Raw genomic sequence first — 19,632 nt, 5'->3', positions numbered from 1 at the left:
GGTTGAATCGTTACAAATGCCCTCTAACCATAGGGCATGGTACGCAAAGGTCCGAAACACGAGCTGCCTCATCTGGCCCCGCCCCGGCGTCGCAAGCGCCGGAGCCCGACCGGGGTGTTGGCGAGCCTGCGCTCCTCCTTCTTCACCGGCGCCATGGTGCTGGTGCCGATCGGCGTCACCTTCTGGCTGATCTGGTGGCTGACCGGCTGGATTGACGGCTGGGTCATGCCCTTCATTCCGCTGCGCTGGCGCCCCGACAATTGGCTGGGCGTCAATCCGCGCGGGCTGGGCGTCGTCATTATCGTCACCTTCACCATGCTGATCGGCTGGCTGGCGCGCGGCTATATCGGGCGCGCGATGATCCGCAATGCCGAGGCCATCGTTGACCGTATGCCGATCGTGCGCAGCATCTATGGCGGGCTGAAACAGATCTCGGAAACCATCCTGACGCCCGGAGACGAGAAGTTCGAGCGCGCCTGTCTGGTCGAATATCCGCGTCGGGGTGCCTATCGGATCGGGCTGGTCTCGGGCCCGGCGCGGGCCGAGTTGACCGATATCGATGGGATCGACGACCGCATTCTCTCGGTCTTTCTGCCCAATACGCCGAACGCCACCACCGGTTTTCTGATCTATGTCGCCGAGCGCGAGCTGATCTTTCTGGACATGAGCGTCGAGGATGCGGCCAAGCTGGTGATCTCGGCGGGGCTGGTCTATCCGACTTCGAGCGAGAAAAGCGACGACAGATCGTAGCTGTCGCGATCGCCGACGCAATCGAGGCCTTCCGCGATCCAGCGCCCCGCCGCAGCCCGCCCCGCCTCGCGCATTTTGGCCAGAAGTCCCGGCCCCGGCATCATCTTGGTCGATGCCCCAAGCGCATTCATCAGCCGCTCGTCCTTGATCATATGGATCAGGAGGTTCTTCATCTCGCGCCCCTCCATCCGCTTTTCGGCATGAAGGCTTTTGACGAATTTGATCGCGCGCAACTCGCTCATCAGCGCGGTGTTAAAGCTGATTTCGTTGATGCGATCCTGAATCGAACCGGGCGTCCGCGGCAGCTTGTGGCGGGTCATCGGATTGATCGCGACTATGACGATGTCGCGCGGCAGCTCGGGGCGATAGAGCGGAAACAGCGCCGGATTGCCGCTATAGCCGCCGTCCCAATAGGCCTCGCGCCGGCCCGTGGTCGGATCGTGGATCTCGATCGCCTTGTAGATCGTTGGCAGGCAGGCCGAGGCGAGGATCGTGGAAATCGTGATTTCACCGTCTCGAAAGACCCGGATGCGGCCGGTGCGGACGTTGGTGGCCGAGACGAACAGTTCGGGCCCGCCCGGGCGGTCAAGCTTCGGATGCGGCATATCGCGGATGATCGCGGTCAGGGGATTGCTGTAAAACGGGCCGAGATCATAGGGACTGACCAGCCGCGTCACCTGATCAAGCCAGGCGGCAGGCGAAAAGAACTCGGTCAGGCGCCGGACATGGCGCGGGGTCGGAAAGACGCTATAGACCCAGCGCATGAAGAGATTGTCGCTGGCCTCGCCGACCTGACCCCAGATGTAATCGAGGTTTTCGCGCGCCGCGCGCCGCCCCTCGATGCCGCCGATCGAGAGCCCGGCTTTGAGCCCCGCCCCGTTGAGCGCACCCGCCGAGGTGCCGCTGATCGCCGCGATCTCGATCTCGTCCTCTTCGAGCAGGCGGTCCAGCACGCCCCAGGCAAAAGCGCCATGCGCGCCGCCCCCTTGCAGGGCTAGGTTTATGCGTCTGACCATCCGTCGCTCCTTCGCCGCCGTGCAAGCGTTTGCTTTGAAGCGAACGCCGCAGACTTGCCGCGGTTCACTGCAGTGCAGCAAAAACCCCGCCAGAGGCGGGGTTCAGTGGCGCGGATCAATTGGCGAAAGCGTGCGGATCAGTCCTCGGCATTGGCCTCGGCGCGCGATTTACCCGCCACATCCATCGCCAGCGTCGCCGCCATGAAGCCGTCGATATCCCCATCGAGCACGCCCTGCGTGTCCGAGGTTTCATGGCCGGTGCGCAGATCCTTCACCATCTGATAGGGATGAAGCACATAGGACCGGATCTGGTTGCCCCAGCCAGCATCGCCCTTGGCTTCATGGGCGGCGTTGATCGCGGCGTTGCGGCGGTCAAGCTCCATCTGGTAGAGGCGCGATTTCAGCGCGGCCATGGCGTTGGCGCGGTTCTGGTGCTGCGACTTTTCCGAGGAGGTCACGACGATCCCGGTCGGCAAGTGGGTGATCCGCACTGCCGAGTCGGTGGTGTTGACGTGCTGCCCGCCCGCGCCCGACGAGCGATAGGTGTCGATGCGGATTTCGTTATCCGGAACCGTGATCTCGATATTGTCGTCCACCACCGGATAGACCCAGACCGAGCTAAACGAGGTATGGCGGCGCGCGGCGCTGTCATAGGGCGAGATCCGGACCAGACGATGAACGCCCGATTCCGACTTGAGCCAGCCATAGGCATTCGGGCCGGTGATCTTATAGGCGGCGGAACGAATGCCCGCCTCATCGCCCGAAGTTTCGGACATCAGCTCGACATCATAGCCCTTCTTCTCGGCCCAACGGACATACATCCGCGCCAGCATCGAGGCCCAGTCACAGCTTTCCGTGCCGCCCGCGCCCGCGTTGATTTCGAGGAAGGTGTCATTGCCATCGGCCTCGCCATTCAGCAAAGCCTCAAGCTCTTTCTGCGCCGCGACGGTGGCCAGCTCCTTCAGAGTGGCCTCGGCCTCGGCAATGATCTCTTGATCGCCCTCGGCCTCGCCAAGCTCGATCAGATCGACATTGTCCTTCAGACCGGTCTCGATCATCTTATAGGTGCCGACCGCATCCGAGAGCTTCTGACGATCGCGCATCAGCTTTTGCGCCCGCGCCGGATCGGACCACAGATCGCCATCCTCGATCATCGCATTCATCTCTTCGAGACGATGCGGGGCGGTTTCCCAATCCAGCCGCTGCGCGAGAAGCTTCAGCGATTTGCGGATCGTCTCGAGAGTGGCCAGAGTTTCGGCGCGCATGATGTGGTCCTTGTCAGTCAGAGCGTTCAGATAACCTGCGCAAGCGGGTTCGGCAAGAACCCCGCCCGGCCAAGAAACCCGTCAGTAAAGCCCGCCCGAGGAGAGCGTGCCGAAATCGGCCTTTTTCGGGATCACCTTCTTCTGGCCGGTCGAGGTCGTGACCTCCTGCCCCTTGTCAGAGCCCATCGAGTAAAGCGGCAAGGTGTTCGGATCGACCCGGCCAAAGCCGCCGTCGATGACCTTGTCGCTGTTTTCCGAGCCATTGCGGAAATATTCGGCGATCACATTGGCGCCTTTGGCATCCGGGCCCAGACGGGCACCGGTGAAGCGGTCGACGTTGACGAAATGGCCGCCCGGCGGCACCTGGAAGGCCGTGCCGCCATATTCCTTGATCGCCTGTTGCATGAACTCTTGGAAGACTGGAACGCAGAGCGTGCCGCCAAAAGCATTGCCGCCAAGCGTGCGCGGCTGGTCATAGCCCAGATAGCAGCCCGCGACGATATTCGAGGAAAAGCCGATGAACCACACATCCTTGGCGTCATTGGTCGTGCCGGTCTTGCCTGCGATCGGCACCGGCAGGTTGACACCGCGCCCCGAGCCGCGCTTGACCACGCCCTCCATCATCGAGGTGACCTGATAGGCGGTGATCGCATCAAGCACACGCACGCCATTCGCGGCAATCAGCGGTCCGGTATTGGCGGGCCAGTTCGGCTGGCCGCAGGTCTCGCATTGGCGCTGATCGTGGCGATAGACGGTGCGGCCACGGCGGTCCTGCACGCGGTCGACCAGCGTCGGCTCGACCTTCATGCCGCCATTGGCAAACATCGCATAGGCCGCGACCATCTTGAACAGAGTGGTTTCCTGCGCGCCAAGGCTGTTGGCGAGGAAATGGCCGAATTTGTCATAGGCCCCGAAGGCCTCGGCATATTTCGCGACCAGATCCATGCCGATGTCTTGCGCGATCCGGATGGTCATCAGGTTGCGCGATTGCTCGATCCCGATCCGCATCGGCGTCGGGCCATAGAATTTGCCCGAGGAGTTCTTCGGCGTCCACAGCCCCTGCGGCGTGTTCACCGCAATCGGCTCGTCGACGATGATCGTCGCAGGCGTATAACCATTGTCGAGCGCAGCCGCATAGACGAAGGGCTTGAAGCTCGACCCCGGCTGGCGCTGCGCCTGCGTGGCGCGGTTAAAGACTGAGGATTGGTAGGAGAACCCGCCCTGCATCGCCAGAACCCGGCCGGTCTTGACGTCCATCGCCATGAAACCGCCCTCGATCTCGGGCACCTGACGCAGGGTCCAGCGCAGGAAGGCGCCGGTCTTGTCGTCGGTCATCTTGCGCACGAGAACCACATCGCCGACGGCGAGCAGATCCGAGGCGACCTTGGCCTTGTTGCCGAGCTTGCCGTTCTCAAGCCGCTTGCGCGCCCATTGCACATCCTTCGCCGGGATCCATTCGCCCTCGGCGCTGGTCTCGACACCCTCGATGCCGATGCGGGCATCCGAGGCCGTCAGCGCCAGCACCACCGCCGGCGACCAGCCGACGATATCGCGCGGCACTTGCGTGTCGCGCAGAGCCGCGCGCCAGGCCTCTTCATCCGACAGCGTTTCCAGCGGCAGCGTCTTGCGGGTGCCGCGCCAGATGCCGCGGTTGCGGTCATATTGCTCCAGCGCCTTTTGCAGCGCCTTGGCCGCGACCGTCTGCAATTGCGGATCGACGGTGGCGCGGATGGTCAGACCGCCGCTGAAGAATTCCTCCTCGCCGAATTCGCGCGAAAGCTGGCGGCGGATCTCGTCGGTGAAGTAATCGCGCGGCGGCAGCGTCGTGCGGAAGTTCGGGTAATCGCCACCCTGAACCGAGCGGATCGGCGTCTGCACCTCGGCCTCATAGGTCGCCTTGGTGATATAGCCGTTTTCCGACATCTCGCGCAGCACCTCATTGCGGCGGCGCAGAAGCTTGTCGTGATCGCGCACCGGATGCGAGCGCGCAGGCTCGCGCGGCATCGAGGCCAGCATCGCGGCTTCAGCCGGGCTCAGCTCGTCCAGCGATTTGTTGAAATAGGTCAGCGCCGCCGAGGCCACGCCGTAAGAGTTCTGCCCGAGATAGATCTCGTTGAGGTAAAGTTCGAGCAGCCGGTCCTTGGGCAAAGCCTGCACCAGACGGGTCGCAAGGATCAGCTCCTTGACCTTGCGCTCGATCGAGCGCTCGCCCGAGAGAAGGAAGTTCTTGGCGACCTGCTGGGGAATGGTCGAGCCGCCGCGCAGCCGCGAGCCCTTGAGAAAGTCCAGCGCCGCCGACCCGATTCCGCGCGGATCGAATCCGTGATGGGTGTAGAAATTCTTGTCTTCGGCCGAGATGAAGGCCTGTTTGACCAGCGGCGGGATCTCGTCGATCGGCACGAAGATGCGACGCTCTTCGGCGAATTCGTCGATGAGCTGGCCCTCGCCCGAATAGATCCGGCTCACGGTTTTTGGCGCATATTGCGCCAATTGCTCATAACTCGGCAGATCGTGCGAATAGATCCAGAGCACGCCGCCCACGGTCAGCGCGATGAAAACGAGGGCGGTCACGATCAGGGAAAAGATCGCGCCGAAGAAGGACATCAGGAAACGCAGCAACGGGCCAGCCTCTGGATTTGCGTGGGCCTCTATAGACGCGGCACCCCGCCGCGTCAAAGCAAGCTTGCACTACTTTCTCAGCAGTTCGGCGCGTTTCGCCTCATCCTTCGACCAGATGCCGATGGCCCGCGCGATGGATTGTGACATCCGTCCCCGCCAATCGGGATCAAAGAGATTGGCGCGATCGCTGGCATCGGTCAGAAAGCCAAGCTCGATCAGGACCGAGGGGATGTCGGGCGATTTCAGCACCGAGAATGCCGCGCCCCGGACCGGGCGGCGATGCATGTCGAAGCCCTGCTGCGAGAGCTCCGCCGCCAGCATCTTGGCAAAGCTTTCCGAGCGCGGGTGATTTTCGGTCCGCGCCAGATCCATCAGGACCTGCGCGACCTCGTCATCGGTGCCGGTCAGATCGACGCCCGAGAGGATATCGTCGCGGTCATGGCGCGAGGCCAGCTCATCGGCCGCGCGGTCATTGGCATCGCTGTTCCAGATATAGATCGTGGCCCCCGCCGCCTGCCCGGCAGGCAGCGCATCGGCATGAAACGACAGGAAGAGATCCGCCCCGGCGGCTCGCGCCTTGGTCATGCGCCGTTCCAGCGGCACGAAGGAATCGTCGATGCGGGTCGGGATGACCTCAAAGCCCGAGGCCTGAAGCACCTCGGTCAGCTCGCGCGTGAAGCCAAGCATCACCGCTGCTTCGCTGATTGCACCGACCTGCGCGCCGGGGTCGATGCCGCCATGGCCCGGATCAATCGCAATGCGCAGCGGGCGCGTCGAGGCCTCAGTCGCCGCGCGCGGCTTGGCCGGGGGCACGGTGCTTTGCGGCAGATCCCACAGCGCCGCCAGCGCATCGGGGCGCACGACGAAATCCTTGTCCTTGACCGGCTCGATGCGCAGATGCAGCGCCGAAGCGCCGTTCTCGGCCGATTGCAGCGCGTTTTTCATCGCATAGGGCCCGGCCAGCTCGACCACGAGCCGCGACCAGCCTTCGCGGAAATTGCCCCAGCGCAGACCCGGCACCTGATCGGCCCCGGGCATGGTCTCGGGCTTGGCGCCGCGAAAATCGAGATCGCGGAAATCGACCACCAGACGCGGTGGATCGGCGAGGAAATAGGTGCGGAACGGCACGGCGCGACTGGTTGCGACGGTGATATCCAGCGGACGCGGCTTGCCGCGATCACGCCCCTCAGCGGCAATCGCGCTTTGGCTCACGCTGATTTTCGCAGCGCCGGGCTCGGCCGGAACCTCTTGCGCGGCCAGCGGCAGCGCGAGCGCGAGAAGAAGCCCGATGGCGTGAAGGAAGCGCCGCATCACCCCCGCTCCGCCATGAAGGTCCTGAGCCGGCGCAGCCCCTCGGCCACTTCCTCGGTCGAGCGCGCATAGCTGAAGCGCAAGGCCTGCGCGCCGCGCCGCCGGTCGAAATCGAGCCCCGGCGTCACCGCAACCCCGGCTTTCTCGAGGATCTCGGCCGCGAAGGCGAGACTGTCCTCGGTCAGATCGCTGACATCGGCATAGATATAGAAAGCCCCTTCCGGCGGCGCGATTTTGGTGAAACCGGCCTTGGGCAGCTCCTCAAGCATCACGCGGCGGTTTTCGGCATAGACCGCGAGATTGGCCTCGGCCTCGTCATGGCAGTCGAGCGCGGCCAAAGCGGCGATCTGGCTCGCATGAGGGGGGCAGATGAACATATTCTGGGCAATGCGCTCGATCGTGCGGATATGGTCCTCGGGAACCACCATCCAGCCAAGCCGCCAGCCGGTCATCGAGAAATATTTCGAAAACGAGTTGATGACATAGACATCATCGGTGACCTCAAGCGCCGAATGGCAGCGCGCGCCATAGCTCAGCCCGTGGTAGATCTCGTCCGAGATCACCGCCATGCCAAGCTCTGACGCCCGCGCGGTCAGCGCCGCAAGCTCGTCCTTCTTGAGCACCGTCCCCGACGGATTGCCCGGCGAGGCGAGGATCAGGCCCTGCACATCGCTGGGAAGCTCTTCCGGGCGCGGCTGATAGCGGTTCTCGGCGCGGGTCTGGAAGGCGACCGGCTCGACCGACATGGCGCGCAGGATCTGGCGATAGCTCGGATAGCCGGGCTCTCCCAAGGCGACGCGGTCGCCGGCGTCAAAGAGCGCCGAAAAGGCCAGGATGAAGGCCCCCGACGAGCCCGGCGTCACCACCACCCGCTCGGGGTTCAGATCGACGCCATACCAGCGCCGGTAGAGACCCGCGATGCCCTGACGCAGCTCGGGCAGACCAAGCGCGACCGTATAGCCAAGCGGCGCATCGAGCGCGCCCGCCAGCGCCTTGCGGGCACCCAGAGGCGCCGCCGTCGCAGGCTGGCCGACCTCCATATGGATGATCGAGCGTCCCGCAGCCTCGGCTTTGCGCGCCGCCTCCATCACATCCATGACGATGAATGGATCAACCTGTCCGCGCTGCGACTGTCTCATGGCCTGTCCTTCGCTTTTCAGCGTCATATCCCAACTGAGGCCAGCCGGGTCAAGCAATCGCGGGTCCGCGACCAAAGATCACGCAGAGGTGTGCTTGAAACCCCGCGCCATGCCGGGCAAATTCCGGGTAACCAGTGAGGAACCAAAGCTTATGAAAGCCATTCTGACCGCAGCCGCCCTTTGCGCCGCGACCGCCCTGCCCGCCGCCGCCTTCGATCCGGCCAAGATGTCGCCTGCGGAAAAGGAAGCCTTCGGCACCGCCATCCGCGATTACCTGATGGCCAATCCAGAGGTTTTGGTTGAATCGATCAACGAACTTGAGGCCCGCCGTGTCGCTCAGGAAGGTCAGAACGACAAGATCATGGTCGCGAACAACAAGGCCGAGATCTTTGACGATGGCCATAGCTGGGTCGGCGGCAATCTCGACGGCGATATCACCATGGTCGAATTCGTCGATTACAAATGCGGCTTCTGCAAGAAGGTGAACCCGGATGTCGAGGCGCTGATCAAATCGGACGGCAAAATCAAGTTCATCCTCAAGGAATTCCCGATCCTCGGGCAGGAAAGTGACATTGCCGCGCGCTTTGCCATCTCGGTCCAGCAGGTCTCGGGGCCGGAGGCCTATAAGAAGGCGCATGACGAGCTGATGGCTTTGCGCGGGCCGGTCAATCTGGAAAGCCTGACCAAGGTCGCGACCGATCTTGGTCTCGATCCGCAGCCGATCATCAACCGCATGAACACCGAAGAGGTGACCGCCGTCATCCGCTCGAACCACCAGCTCGCCGAGAAAATGGCGATCATGGGCACGCCGACCTTCATCATCGGCCCGGAGATGCTACGCGGTGTGCCGCCCGATGGCATGTCGGGCGCTGTCGAGGCCGCGCGCAAATCGCAAGCCGAACAGGGCTGATCGCAGGAACGCAAAGGCGCGCGCAAGCGCGCCCCGCCCTTCTGCCCGTTCAAGGAGAGATCATGAAAGCCCTGACCCTGCCGATCAGTCTTACCGCGATCCTGCTCTCTGCCGGGCTGGCCGCGGCGGAAAGCTGGAGCTGCAAGCTCGATGAGCTCTGCTCCGGCACCGAATGCAAGGTGCTGCCCGCGCATGAGGGCTTTGCGCTGTCGCTCGATCGCACAGCAGGCAAGGGCCTGCTCACCGCCAAGAACAGCCCCGATCAGCCCTTGCAGCTGGTGGGCTCGGATGCGGATCACACGAACTGGTTTTCACAAGGAACCACGCGGAAGGAAGGTTACAGCGGCGATACATTCGTGACGCTGAACCAAAACGGCGCTTTCGCGATCAGCTTTCACGCGCTGACCCATGGCAAGATGACCTCGGCGGTCTTTACCGGCGGTTGCGCCAAGAGCTGAGGCCCGCAACAGCGGCGGATCACTCCGCCGCTTCAGTCTCTGCTTGCTCGGCCTCCAGCTTGGCCGCGCGCTCTTCGACCAGACCGACGATATGGTCGACCATCTGTTCGTTTGACATCTTATGGTCCTGCTTGCCCGCAAGATAGACCATGCCCGAGCCCGCGCCGCCGCCGGTGAAACCGATATCGGTCATCAGAGCCTCGCCCGGGCCGTTCACGACACAGCCGATGATCGACAGGCTCATCGGCATCTTGATATGCTCAAGCCGCTTTTCCAAAGCCTCGACCGTGCGGATCACGTCAAAGCCCTGACGCGCGCAGCTTGGGCAGGAAATGATCTGAACGCCGCGCGTGCGCAGGCCAAGCGATTTCAGGATCTCGAAGCCGACCTTGACCTCTTCGACCGGATCGGCCGAGAGCGAGACCCGGATCGTATCGCCAATCCCCATCCACAGAAGATTGCCAAGCCCGATCGCCGATTTGACCGTGCCGGAAATCAACCCGCCCGCTTCGGTGATGCCGAGATGGATCGGCGCATCGGTCGCATCGGCGAGCTCTTGATAGGCAGCCGCCGACAGGAAGACGTCCGAGGCTTTCACCGAAATCTTGAACTCGTGGAAGTCGTTGTCTTGCAAAAGCTTGATGTGATCGAGCCCGCTTTCGACCATGGCCGCCGGACAGGGCTCGCCATATTTCTCCAGAAGGTGCTTTTCGAGCGAGCCCGCATTGACGCCGATCCGGATCGAGCAGCCATGATCCTTGGCCGCTTTCACCACTTCCCGCACCCGCTTGGCATCGCCGATATTGCCGGGGTTGATGCGCAGACAGGCCGCGCCCGCCTCGGCGGCCTCGATCGCGCGTTTGTAGTGGAAATGGATGTCGGCGACGATCGGCACCGGGCTTTCGCGCACGATTTCCCGCAGGGCTTGCGTCGAGGCCTCATCCGGGGTCGAGACCCGGACGATATCGGCCCCGACATCGGCGGCGCGGATGATCTGATCCAGCGTCGCGCGCACGTCAGAGGTGTCCGTGTTGGTCATGGTCTGAACTGAAATCGGCGCATCGCCACCGACCGGCACCTTGCCGACCATGATCTGACGGGATTTGCGGCGTTCGACATTGCGCCAGGGGCGGATCGGATTATGGGTCATGAGCCTGCTCTTTCGCTTGGCTATGAAATAGACCTGCCGCCCGAGGCAAGCAAGCCGGGGCGGCAGTCAAAAGTTCACGCTTGCGTTCGCAGCGTGGCGATCATCTTATTCCGAGCGTCCGCCCGCAACCGTCTCGGTGCTGTCCGCGCGCGGCGTCTCGGCCGAGGCGAGCGCAACCATTTCAGCCAGCTGCGGATCCTTGGTCACATCGGCAAAGGCGAATTTCTCGGTCAGGGAATCGGCGGAAAGCACGACATTCTTCACGACCTGCGCGCCTTTGGCCGCCGGGCCATAGGTCTTGCCATTGACCGCGAAATAAACCGCGCCCGAATTCCCGGCCCGCAAGATCGGCGGCTCTTCGAGCTTCGGCAGAGCAAAACGCTCACCCGCATCCATGGTCTTTTCCAAAAGCACCGTGCCGTCCGCTGAGGTCACACGCACCCAGGCCGGGCGGGTCGCCAAAAGCTCGACCTCGGCCTGATCGGGGGCCACCGTGCGCACGCCGTTTTGTTCCGGCAGCACCGGCCCCGCGACGCCGGGCGTCAACGCAGCGGTCTGCAGCGGCAGAGTGCCAGCCTGAATCGGGCCCTGCACCACCCCTGCGGGCATCACCCCAGCAGGCGCCGGCGCGACCTGAGCCACGACGCTGGCAACGCTGCCCGATGCGGTCAGACCGGGATCAATCGCGGCAATCGGCCCGTCGCGTGCGGTCAGCACAGGAACCTCGAGCACTTGCGGGCGATAGATCCGATCCAGACCCTCGGGCTGCGGCAGGTTCACACCAGCCGTATCAATATTGTCAGGCTGCGAGGCGTCCTGAACCGGATCGAGCGACGCAATCACGCCCGGCGCATGATCGCCCGGCGTCAGATTGACCTTCTGCACCTCTTGCAGCACCGACCAGCCGCCATAGCCCAGCCCGCAAGCAAGCATCACCATGACCATCACGGAACCGATCGCGCGCGGCTCGACCGAGGACCAGAAGCTTTTCTGCTGCGGCAGGAAGAGCGCATGGGGATTGGCCAAAGCCTCGGCCGGGTCCGAAGGACGGCGCTGCGGCTTCGCGCCCGAGGCAGCCGGGTTCAGGCCATGCGCGGGGCGAAAGCCCGATTCGGTGCAAAAGCGCTGGAATGTCCAATCCGGGTCCATGCCCAGATAGCGCGCATAGGACCGCACATAACCCGGAATGAAGCTCGGAGCGTCAAAAGCCGAGGTATCGCAGTTTTCGATTGCGGCAACGAAAGAGGCGCGGATCCGCAGCTCACGCTGCACATCGAGAAGGGATTTTCCAAGGGTCGCACGCTCGCCCCTCATCAAATCGCCCAGACGGATGTCGTCAGTATCCTCGTACCCCGGCGGAGAAACTACCGGGGTATCCTCAATTCCTGCCGGGGTTGCTTCCCTCAGCCCGATCATTTGTGCCTGCCCTATGCTGTCGATCTTTGTTTGCGCGAATCGACGTTGTCTCTCTGCTACTTATTCCATGACTATCACGGCTGCGAGAGCGATTCACTTAGAAAGCAATCAAGCGACGGCGGATGAGCGGTTTAATGAGCATTGCGACCACAGGTCATCCATCGCCTTAACGAGATGGTCTATCTGCTTGGGATCATGGACAGGTGAGGGCGTGAAGCGCAGCCGTTCGGTGCCGCGCGGGACCGTCGGGAAGTTAATCGGCTGGACATAGATGCCATACTGTTCGAGCAGCATATCCGACAGCGCCTTGCAGTGTTTCGGATGGCCGATATGGACCGGAACGATATGGCTGCCATGATCGGTGATCGGCATCCCGAGCGAACGCAGGCGCATTTTGAGGATGCGCGCGTAAAGCTGCTGTTTGTCACGCAATTCCTGCCCTGCCTCGGTTTTGAGGAAGGCAATCGAGGCCGCCGCACCCGCAGCCACCGCAGGCGGCAGCGAGGTCGTAAAGATGAAGCCCGGCGCATAGGAGCGGATCGCATCCATCATCTTGGCCGAGCCCGCGATATAGCCGCCAAAGACGCCAAAAGCCTTGCCGAGCGTGCCGTTGAAAATGTCGATGCGCGCGCAAAGCCCGTCGCGCTCGGCCACGCCACCCCCGCGACGGCCATACATGCCGACCGCATGGACCTCGTCGAGATAGGTCAGCGCGTTGAATTCATCAGCCAGATCGCAGATCGCGCCGATCGGGGCAAAGTCGCCATCCATCGAATAGATCGATTCAAATGCGATCAATTTAGGGGCCGCCGGATCGTCGCTCGCCAGCAGCTCGCGCAGATGGGCGGGATCATTGTGGCGGAAAATCCGCTTCGGCCCGTCGAAACGCTTGATCCCCTCGATCATCGAGGCATGGTTCAGCGCGTCAGAGTAAATGATCAGCCCCGGGAAGAGCTTGCGCAGCGTCGAGAGCGTCGAGTCATTCGCCGCATAGGCGCTCGAGAACACAAGCGCCGCTTCCTGCTGGTGCAGATCGGCAAGCTCGGTTTCGAGGCGGCGGTGATAGACCGTCGTGCCGGAAATATTGCGCGTGCCACCCGAACCGGCACCGGTCGATTCCAAAGCTTCATGCATCGCCGAAAGCACCACCGGGTGCTGGCCCATGCCGAGATAATCATTGCCGCACCATACGGTGATCTCGCGCTCGCTGCCGTCCGGACGGGTCCAGATGGCTTGAGGATAGACACCTTTGCGCCGCTCGATATCAATGAACGTGCGATAGCGGCCTTCTTCATGAAGCTTGCTGATCGCCTGATCGAGGGCGGCAGAATAATCCATCGCTTGGTCCCTTGCCTTGCTTGAACTTACACGCTGGGGAGATCATGGTCCGATCTCGCGAGTCCCGCTTTGATAAAGCTCAAGGCGGGGAAAGGACAGTGTAAAATTGTCGCAATCCGACATTGGGAGCATGAATATTCCCTATGAAAACACTCAGAAAAGGCTGAAAAATGGCACCCGCACCCTCCCTCGAACATGTGCTCGAAAAGCTCGATGCAGGACTGCCCCAAGCCCTTGACCGGCTTCTCGAATTCCTGCGCATCCCCTCGATTTCGACCGACCCCGCCTTCGCGCCCGACGTGCGTCGCGCGGCGGAATGGCTGTGCCGCGATCTGGTCGAGCTCGGATTTGACGCCTCGATCCGCGACACCCCCGGCCATCCGATGGTCGTGGCCCATTCCCAGCCCGGTTCGGGGCGCAAGCTGCTGTTTTACGGCCATTACGATGTCCAGCCCGTCGACCCGCTGAACCTGTGGGACAATCCGCCTTTCGAGCCGCGTCTCGAAGACACACCTGCCGGCGAGGTCATCCGCGGACGTGGCTCGTCCGATGACAAGGGCCAGCTCATGACCTTTGTCGAGGCCTGCCGTGCCTGGAAAGCCGTGAATGGCGAGCTGCCGCCGGGTCTTGTGCTGCTGTTTGAGGGCGAAGAGGAATCCGGCTCGCCGAGCCTGCGCCCCTTCCTGCATGACAATGCCGCCGAGCTTCACGCCGATATCGCCGCGATCTGCGACACCAGCCGCTATTCGGATGGCCGCCCGGCGATCACCACGCAGCTCCGTGGCCTTTACGGCGAAGAGATCACTTTGCGCGCCGCCGACCGCGATCTGCATTCGGGTTCTTTCGGAGGTCTTGCCGCCAACCCCTTGCAAATCCTATGTAATGCCTTCGCGGGCCTCAAGGATGCCAATGGCCGCATCACCCTGCCCGGCTTTTATGACGGCGTTGCCGAGCTGCCCGAGGCGCTGCGCCGTGACTGGGACTCGCTTGGCTTCGATCCGGCGGAATTCCTCGGCGGTGTCGGGCTGAAAGATCCGATCGGCGAAAAGGGCCGCGGCGGGCTTGAGATGATCTGGAGCCAGCCGACCTTTGAAATCAACGGCATGTCGGGCGGCTATACCGGCGAGGGCTTCAAGACCGTCCTGCCGGGCGAGGCCAATGCCAAAGTGAGCTTCCGACTGGTTGGTCAACAGGACCCCGACAAGATCCAGAAGGCCTTCCGCGCCTATATGGCGGGCTTTATCCCGGCCGATTGCGAGATCAGCTATAAATCGCATGGCGGCAGTCCGGCGAGCCATATGAACATCTCAGATCCGGCCTTTGCCGCCGCCAAACAGGCGCTAACCGAGGAATGGGGCCGCGATGCCGCCTATATCGGCGCGGGTGGCTCGATCCCGATTGCGGGCGATTTCCAGCAGATCCTCAAGATGGATACAATGCTAATCGGCTTTGCCAAAGACGATGACCGCATCCATTCTCCGAATGAGAAATACGATGTCGAAAGCTTCGCCAAAGGCGCGCGCAGCTGGGCGCGTATCTTGGCCGCTTTGGCTTGATCGCTGCGGATCCCGAAAACAGAAAGGGCGCCCAAGAGGCGCCCTTTTTCATGCTCGCCCCTGCCGGGGCAAAGGCTCGGTCGATCAGGCGGCTGCGCGCGAGACCAGAACCTCTTCGACACGCTTTTGCGCACCGGCTTCGTCAATGCCGCTGACGGCCGCGACTTCGCGGGTCAGACGATCAAGTGCCGCTTCATAAAGCTGACGCTCGGAATAGGATTGCTCACGCTGATCGTCGCTGCGATGCAGGTCGCGCACGACCTCGGCAATCGACATCAGATCGCCCGAGTTGATCTTTTGTTCATATTCCTGCGCGCGACGCGACCACATAGCGCGCTTGACGCGGGCCTTGCCCTTCAGCGTCTCGAGCGCACGGTCGATCAGATCGGGCGTCGACAGGCCACGCATCCCGATTTCCGAGGCGCGCGCGGTCGGGACGCGAAGCGTCATCTTGTCCTTTTCAAAGGAAATCACGAACATTTCCAGCCGAAGGCCCGCCACTTCCTGCTCTTCGATCGAGACAATCCGGCCCACGCCATGGGTCGGATAAACGACAAAATCATCAGGGCGGAACTCAGACTTCTTCGATTTCGACATTTGGCTTCCTCTAATGGCGGATACAGAACCGCACAAACCACCCTGAAGAGAGAGCTTCTCCCCGCCGGGCGTGATCCATTTCCGGTGAGCTCTCCCTGGGCAGACAGCGAGAGACCTGACGCAAAGAATGAACGGTCAGCCGCTAGGTTGGCCGCTCATTCTGAAATATGTCATCTTTATATCACAAAAATTGCCCGGAAGATAGCGCTATGCGGCAGCGCGGCGATATCCTCTCTGCCCAAGGAAATGTCCTTGGAAGTCAGGCCATTAGATCACATATCGCCGCGGTGAAAATCCGTCGTCATTCCATCCGCACGCGAAAAGGTGATGGAATCAATCGCCCTCGCCCGGCGCTTCCGAGAAGTATTGCTCCAGCTTGCCCGGCTTGCCGTCCATGTCATCATAACCCGGCATCGGATCTTTCTTGCGCGTGATCACCGGCCAGAGTTCCGAGTATTTGCGGTTGAACTCGACCCATTTCTCCATATCCGGCTCGGTGTCCGGACGGATGGCATCGGCGGGGCATTCGGGCTCGCAGACGCCGCAATCGATGCATTCATCGGGGTGGATCACCAGGGTATTCTCACCCTCGTAGAAACAGTCCACAGGACAGACTTCCACACAATCGGTGAATTTGCACATGATGCAATTTTCAGTGACGACATAGGTCATAGCGCTAAATTCCTGTTTCCTGCCCGGCTAGTTACGCCCGGTGGGTAGATCATTCAAGACCGATGCCCGGGAAAAGACCGGGATCCGGGGCTTGGCGGGCTTCGAGGAATGTTGGTTCTTTGGCGGTCACGCTGGCAGAACAAATTTCCTGCGCGGCGCTGCCCTGCGGCGATCCTCGCGATCCGCAGAGAATCACGGATCAATTTCCTCATAGAGTCCGGCAGCTTGCACGGCCGGTCCCCGTCTTTCGCCGAGATCCAGAACCCGCAATGTCCGGACCTTGCCATGCGCCGCGACCGTGACCAGATCGCCGGGGCGAACTGTCTGGGCGGGTTTGCGGCAGGGTTGGCTGTTTAATCGGATGCCCCCGCCCGAGATGGCCTCGGACGCGAGCGTTCGGGTGCGAAAGAGCCGCGCATGGTGCAACCACCGGTCAAGGCGGATGGTCAGCGCGGCTCCGTTATCGCTCACGACTTGTTTTTAAGCGCGGCCAGAACCGCAAACGGGCTGTCGGGATCCATCGGCTTTTCGGCGCGCGGCGGACGGGCCGAGAAGGATTTCGCGCCTTCATGCCCCTTGTTGCCGCCTTTGGGATGGCGCGGTTTGCCACCCTTGTTGCGACCATCCTCGCCATCCTCGTCACGACGACGGTTGTTGCCGCCTGCATGACGGGGCTTGCCGCCGGAACGTTCGCCCCGCTCGCCCTGAGCCTGACCATCGCCTTGCGGGCCGCGACGCGGACCACGGTTCGGACGATCACCCTGCTGCTCCTGACCCTGCTGACCATGGTTTTGCCCATGATTCGGCCGGCGGTTGTTGCCGCCACGCGGACGCGGAGCCCAGGTGAAGGTGTAGAAGACCTCGGCCTCAGCAGCCGGTGCTTCCGGAGCTTCCCCGGTCTCGTCGGCCTGCGCCGCAGCCTCGGCCTCTTTGCGAGCGGCCTGCTCGGCCTCCCATTTGGCGCGCGTTTCGGCTTCGAGCACGCTTTCCTCTTCGGTCAGCGGATTGTCCGAAGCGGCCGCCTCGGGGTCGATCGAAGGCACGAGGACCGGAGCCTCGGCGCGCGCCTTGGCGCGTTCGCCCTTCTCGGCCTTATAGCCAAGGCCACCCATCAGACCCGAGAATTGCTCTAGCGTCATCCCGGTGATCGAGAGCATGTCAGGCGTTGCCTCAAAGCCCGCACGGCTGTCTTGCCCGCGCAGAAGATCGGCCAGACGCTCCAGCATATCGATGCGGATCGCCCGTTCGCCCGCCGGGTGATAACCCGAGAGCGTGTAATAGCCTTTGGGCACATCCGGAATGTTCGGAATGGTGACCAGCCCGGGCGGCGGGCTTTCGGGGAATTCCGACAGATCCTTGTCGAGCCCCCAAAGCACCAGACGCAGACGCGTCGGCGCGGGCTTCAAGAGCGCGGGCTGGAAGATCGTATATTGACCAAAGCGGACGCCATGCTTGCGCAAAACGCTGCGGGCTTCCTGATCGAGATCCTTGACCTCGGTCGCCACCTGCTCGCGCGGCAAGACGCCAAGCGCCTCGACCAGACGGAAAGCAAAGCCACGGGCGAGCCCGGTCAGCGTTTCGTCGTTTTTCAGCGCCAGCAGCGCCTCGAAACCGGTCGCGACCTTGCGGTCGATGAAATGCTGAAGACGGCGCTTCACCTTCTCGGCGATATCCGTCCCGGCTTCCTCATCGACGAAAGCCTCGACGCCCGGTTTCAGAGGATCGCTCCCCTTCACCAGCTTGCCAAGCGCGGAGCTGCCCCACATCAGGCCACCCTGCTCGGTAAAATCGAGCTCGGTGTCGGGCGCATTATAAAAGCGATCCGCACGCAGATGGAATTCAGGCTTGAGCGCCTCATATGCGGCGCGGGTCAGTGTCCGCGCCTCGTCACCCGAAGCAGAGGGATCTGCATGAAAGCGGAATCCCTCGAGACGGCCGGCGAATTCGCCTTCAACCGTCACTTCGCCCTTATCGTTCACCTCGGCCAAAAGGCTCTCCTTCTGCTTGAGCCGGCGCAACAGCACTGATGTGCGCCGGTCCACGAATCTCTGCGTCAGCGCCGCGTGCAGCGCATCCGACAATCGGTCTTCTACAGCGCGAGTCTCGGCGCGCCAATGGCTTTCGTCCCGAACCCAGCCCGTTCTTTGAGCCACATAGGTCCATGTGCGAATGAATGCCAAACGTTTGGAGAGCGCGTCAATATCGCCTTGAGGCTTGTCGATACGCTCAATCTGGCGCGCAAGCCAGTCGTTGGGGATGCCGCCGCTCTGCAGGAAACCGAAGAGCCGACTGAGCAGCGTCGCATGCTCATTCGTCGAAATCCCCCGGAAATCGGGCACTCGGCACACATCCCAGAGCAGGCGCACGTCCTTTGCATGGGTCAGGCGGTCGCTGATTTCAGGCATGTCGCGCAAGGCTTTGAGCGCGCGCAAATCATCCGCCTCGCGCCCGCGCATCAGCCATTCGGATGAGGCGGGTTCTTCAAGCGAGGTGATCAGCCGTTCAACGGTTCCGAATTCGAGCGCGCCATTTCGCCACATCAAGCGCGAGATCGGCGCGAAGCGGTGATTCTCGATTGCGTCGATCAGCCCGGGTTCGAGCACCTCGGCCTCGCCGGTAACGCCGAAGGTTCCGGCGGCGGTATGACGCCCAGCGCGCCCGGCGATCTGGCCGAGCTCATGGGGGAAAAGCGGGCGGGTGCGGCGGCCGTCGAATTTCTCGGTATTCGAGAAAGCGACGTGATGGATGTCGAGGTTCAGCCCCATGCCGATCGCATCGGTGGCGACGAGAAAATCGACCTCGCCGTTTTGATACATCTCGACCTGCGCATTGCGCGTCCGGGGCGAGAGCGCCCCCATGACCACCGCAGCCCCGCCCTTCTGGCGGCGCAAGAGCTCGGCCATGGCATAGACGTTATCGACCGAGAACCCGACCACCGCCGAGCGTGACGGCATCCGCGAGAGCTTTTTCGAGCCCGCCCAGGTCAGGGTCGAAAACCGCTCGCGCCGGATGAACTGCACGCCGGGCACAAGCGCGGCAATCGCAGGCCGCATCGTATCCGAGCCCAGCAGCAGCGTCTCGTGAAGGCCGCGCATATGCAAAAGCCGGTCGGTGAAGACATGGCCCCGTTCGGGATCGGCGCAAAGCTGGATCTCGTCGATGGCCACGAAATCGGCCCCGACATCCGGCATAGCCTCGGTCGTGGCCACCCAATATTGCACCTTGTCGGGCACGATCCGCTCTTCGCCGGTGACCAGCGCCACCGCACGCGGCCCGCGCTGCTTGACGATGCGGTCATAGACCTCACGCGCCAGCAGGCGCAGCGGCAGGCCAATGACCCCGGTGCGATGGGCGAGCATACGCTCGATGGCATAGTGGGTCTTGCCGGTGTTGGTCGGCCCCAGCACAGCGGTCACCCGCGATGAATTTTGCATG

The 19,632-nt window shown here is 62.5% G+C and carries 16 protein-coding genes; 4 read left to right on the top strand and 12 right to left on the bottom strand.

Going from position 1 to position 19,632, the window contains the following annotated elements; all coding sequences use genetic code 11:
• The first annotated feature begins 36 nt into the window (after positions 1 to 36).
• On the top strand, positions 37 to 750 hold the full coding sequence (locus JCM7686_RS06665) for a DUF502 domain-containing protein (protein ID WP_020950090.1): 714 nt from the start codon (positions 37 to 39) through the stop codon (positions 748 to 750).
• On the opposite strand, the gene JCM7686_RS06660 is transcribed toward JCM7686_RS06665, so the two are convergent.
• The 5 genes from JCM7686_RS06660 to JCM7686_RS06640 form a co-directional block, all read right to left on the bottom strand.
• Positions 711 to 1,766: a patatin-like phospholipase family protein gene (locus tag JCM7686_RS06660; protein ID WP_020950089.1), complete on the bottom strand. Its 1,056-nt coding sequence runs from the start codon at positions 1,764 to 1,766 to the stop codon at positions 711 to 713. The genes JCM7686_RS06665 and JCM7686_RS06660 overlap by 40 nt on opposite strands.
• Positions 1,767 to 1,903: 137 nt before the next feature.
• Positions 1,904 to 3,031, bottom strand: coding sequence for a peptide chain release factor 2 (gene prfB, locus JCM7686_RS06655; RefSeq protein ID WP_020950088.1), 1,128 nt, complete (start codon positions 3,029 to 3,031; stop codon positions 1,904 to 1,906).
• Between the two features lie 81 nt (positions 3,032 to 3,112).
• Entirely contained in the window at positions 3,113 to 5,650 is a 2,538-nt protein-coding gene (locus JCM7686_RS06650; protein WP_020950087.1) for a penicillin-binding protein 1A, read from the bottom strand.
• Positions 5,651 to 5,719: 69 nt separating this feature from the next.
• Complete coding sequence (locus JCM7686_RS06645; RefSeq protein ID WP_020950086.1) at positions 5,720 to 6,961, bottom strand: N-acetylmuramoyl-L-alanine amidase; 1,242 nt, start codon at positions 6,959 to 6,961, stop codon at positions 5,720 to 5,722.
• Positions 6,961 to 8,100 (bottom strand): pyridoxal phosphate-dependent aminotransferase, encoded by a 1,140-nt coding sequence (locus JCM7686_RS06640; RefSeq protein WP_020950085.1) that lies wholly within the window; start codon positions 8,098 to 8,100, stop codon positions 6,961 to 6,963. The genes JCM7686_RS06645 and JCM7686_RS06640 overlap by 1 nt, the downstream gene beginning before the upstream one ends.
• A gap of 151 nt (positions 8,101 to 8,251) precedes the next feature.
• Here JCM7686_RS06640 and JCM7686_RS06635 point away from each other — a divergent pair, with 151 nt between their 5' ends.
• On the top strand, positions 8,252 to 9,010 hold the full coding sequence (locus JCM7686_RS06635; protein WP_020950084.1) for a DsbA family protein: 759 nt from the start codon (positions 8,252 to 8,254) through the stop codon (positions 9,008 to 9,010).
• Positions 9,011 to 9,072: 62 nt separating this feature from the next.
• Positions 9,073 to 9,468, top strand: a complete 396-nt coding sequence (locus JCM7686_RS06630; RefSeq protein ID WP_020950083.1) for a hypothetical protein — start codon at positions 9,073 to 9,075, stop codon at positions 9,466 to 9,468.
• Between the two features lie 19 nt (positions 9,469 to 9,487).
• Here the strand turns inward: JCM7686_RS06630 and ispG are convergent, their stop codons facing one another.
• From ispG to hemA, 3 genes are all read right to left on the bottom strand, one after another.
• On the bottom strand, positions 9,488 to 10,618 hold the full coding sequence (ispG, locus tag JCM7686_RS06625; RefSeq protein WP_020950082.1) for a flavodoxin-dependent (E)-4-hydroxy-3-methylbut-2-enyl-diphosphate synthase: 1,131 nt from the start codon (positions 10,616 to 10,618) through the stop codon (positions 9,488 to 9,490).
• 105 nt (positions 10,619 to 10,723) lie between these two features.
• Positions 10,724 to 12,034 carry a helix-turn-helix domain-containing protein gene (locus tag JCM7686_RS06620; RefSeq protein ID WP_020950081.1) on the bottom strand — a complete coding sequence of 437 codons (1,311 nt, stop codon included), beginning with the start codon at positions 12,032 to 12,034 and terminating at the stop codon, positions 10,724 to 10,726.
• 108 nt (positions 12,035 to 12,142) lie between these two features.
• Positions 12,143 to 13,372 (bottom strand): 5-aminolevulinate synthase, encoded by a 1,230-nt coding sequence (gene hemA, locus JCM7686_RS06615; protein ID WP_020950080.1) that lies wholly within the window; start codon positions 13,370 to 13,372, stop codon positions 12,143 to 12,145.
• Positions 13,373 to 13,542: 170 nt separating this feature from the next.
• Here hemA and JCM7686_RS06610 point away from each other — a divergent pair, with 170 nt between their 5' ends.
• On the top strand, positions 13,543 to 14,928 hold the full coding sequence (locus JCM7686_RS06610; protein WP_020950079.1) for a M20/M25/M40 family metallo-hydrolase: 1,386 nt from the start codon (positions 13,543 to 13,545) through the stop codon (positions 14,926 to 14,928).
• A gap of 84 nt (positions 14,929 to 15,012) precedes the next feature.
• On the opposite strand, the gene JCM7686_RS06605 is transcribed toward JCM7686_RS06610, so the two are convergent.
• The 4 genes from JCM7686_RS06605 to JCM7686_RS06590 all read right to left on the bottom strand — a co-directional run bounded on the left by JCM7686_RS06605 (position 15,013) and on the right by JCM7686_RS06590 (position 19,631).
• Positions 15,013 to 15,525, bottom strand: coding sequence for a CarD family transcriptional regulator (locus tag JCM7686_RS06605; protein WP_020950078.1), 513 nt, complete (start codon positions 15,523 to 15,525; stop codon positions 15,013 to 15,015).
• 333 nt (positions 15,526 to 15,858) lie between these two features.
• A complete protein-coding gene (fdxA, locus tag JCM7686_RS06600) occupies positions 15,859 to 16,197 on the bottom strand; it encodes a ferredoxin FdxA (RefSeq protein ID WP_020950077.1) in 339 nt (112 codons plus the stop codon).
• A 192-nt stretch (positions 16,198 to 16,389) separates the two neighbouring features.
• Positions 16,390 to 16,668, bottom strand: coding sequence for an RNA-binding S4 domain-containing protein (locus tag JCM7686_RS23905; RefSeq protein WP_020950076.1), 279 nt, complete (start codon positions 16,666 to 16,668; stop codon positions 16,390 to 16,392).
• On the bottom strand, positions 16,665 to 19,631 hold the full coding sequence (locus tag JCM7686_RS06590; protein WP_020950075.1) for a helicase-related protein: 2,967 nt from the start codon (positions 19,629 to 19,631) through the stop codon (positions 16,665 to 16,667). Before JCM7686_RS06590 ends, JCM7686_RS23905 begins: the two co-directional genes overlap by 4 nt.
• Between the last annotated feature and the right edge of the window lies 1 nt (position 19,632).

The organism is Paracoccus aminophilus JCM 7686 (assembly GCF_000444995.1).
GTDB classification, from domain to species: domain Bacteria; phylum Pseudomonadota; class Alphaproteobacteria; order Rhodobacterales; family Rhodobacteraceae; genus Paracoccus; species Paracoccus aminophilus.
This window is presented reverse-complemented; position numbering and strand designations above follow the sequence as displayed.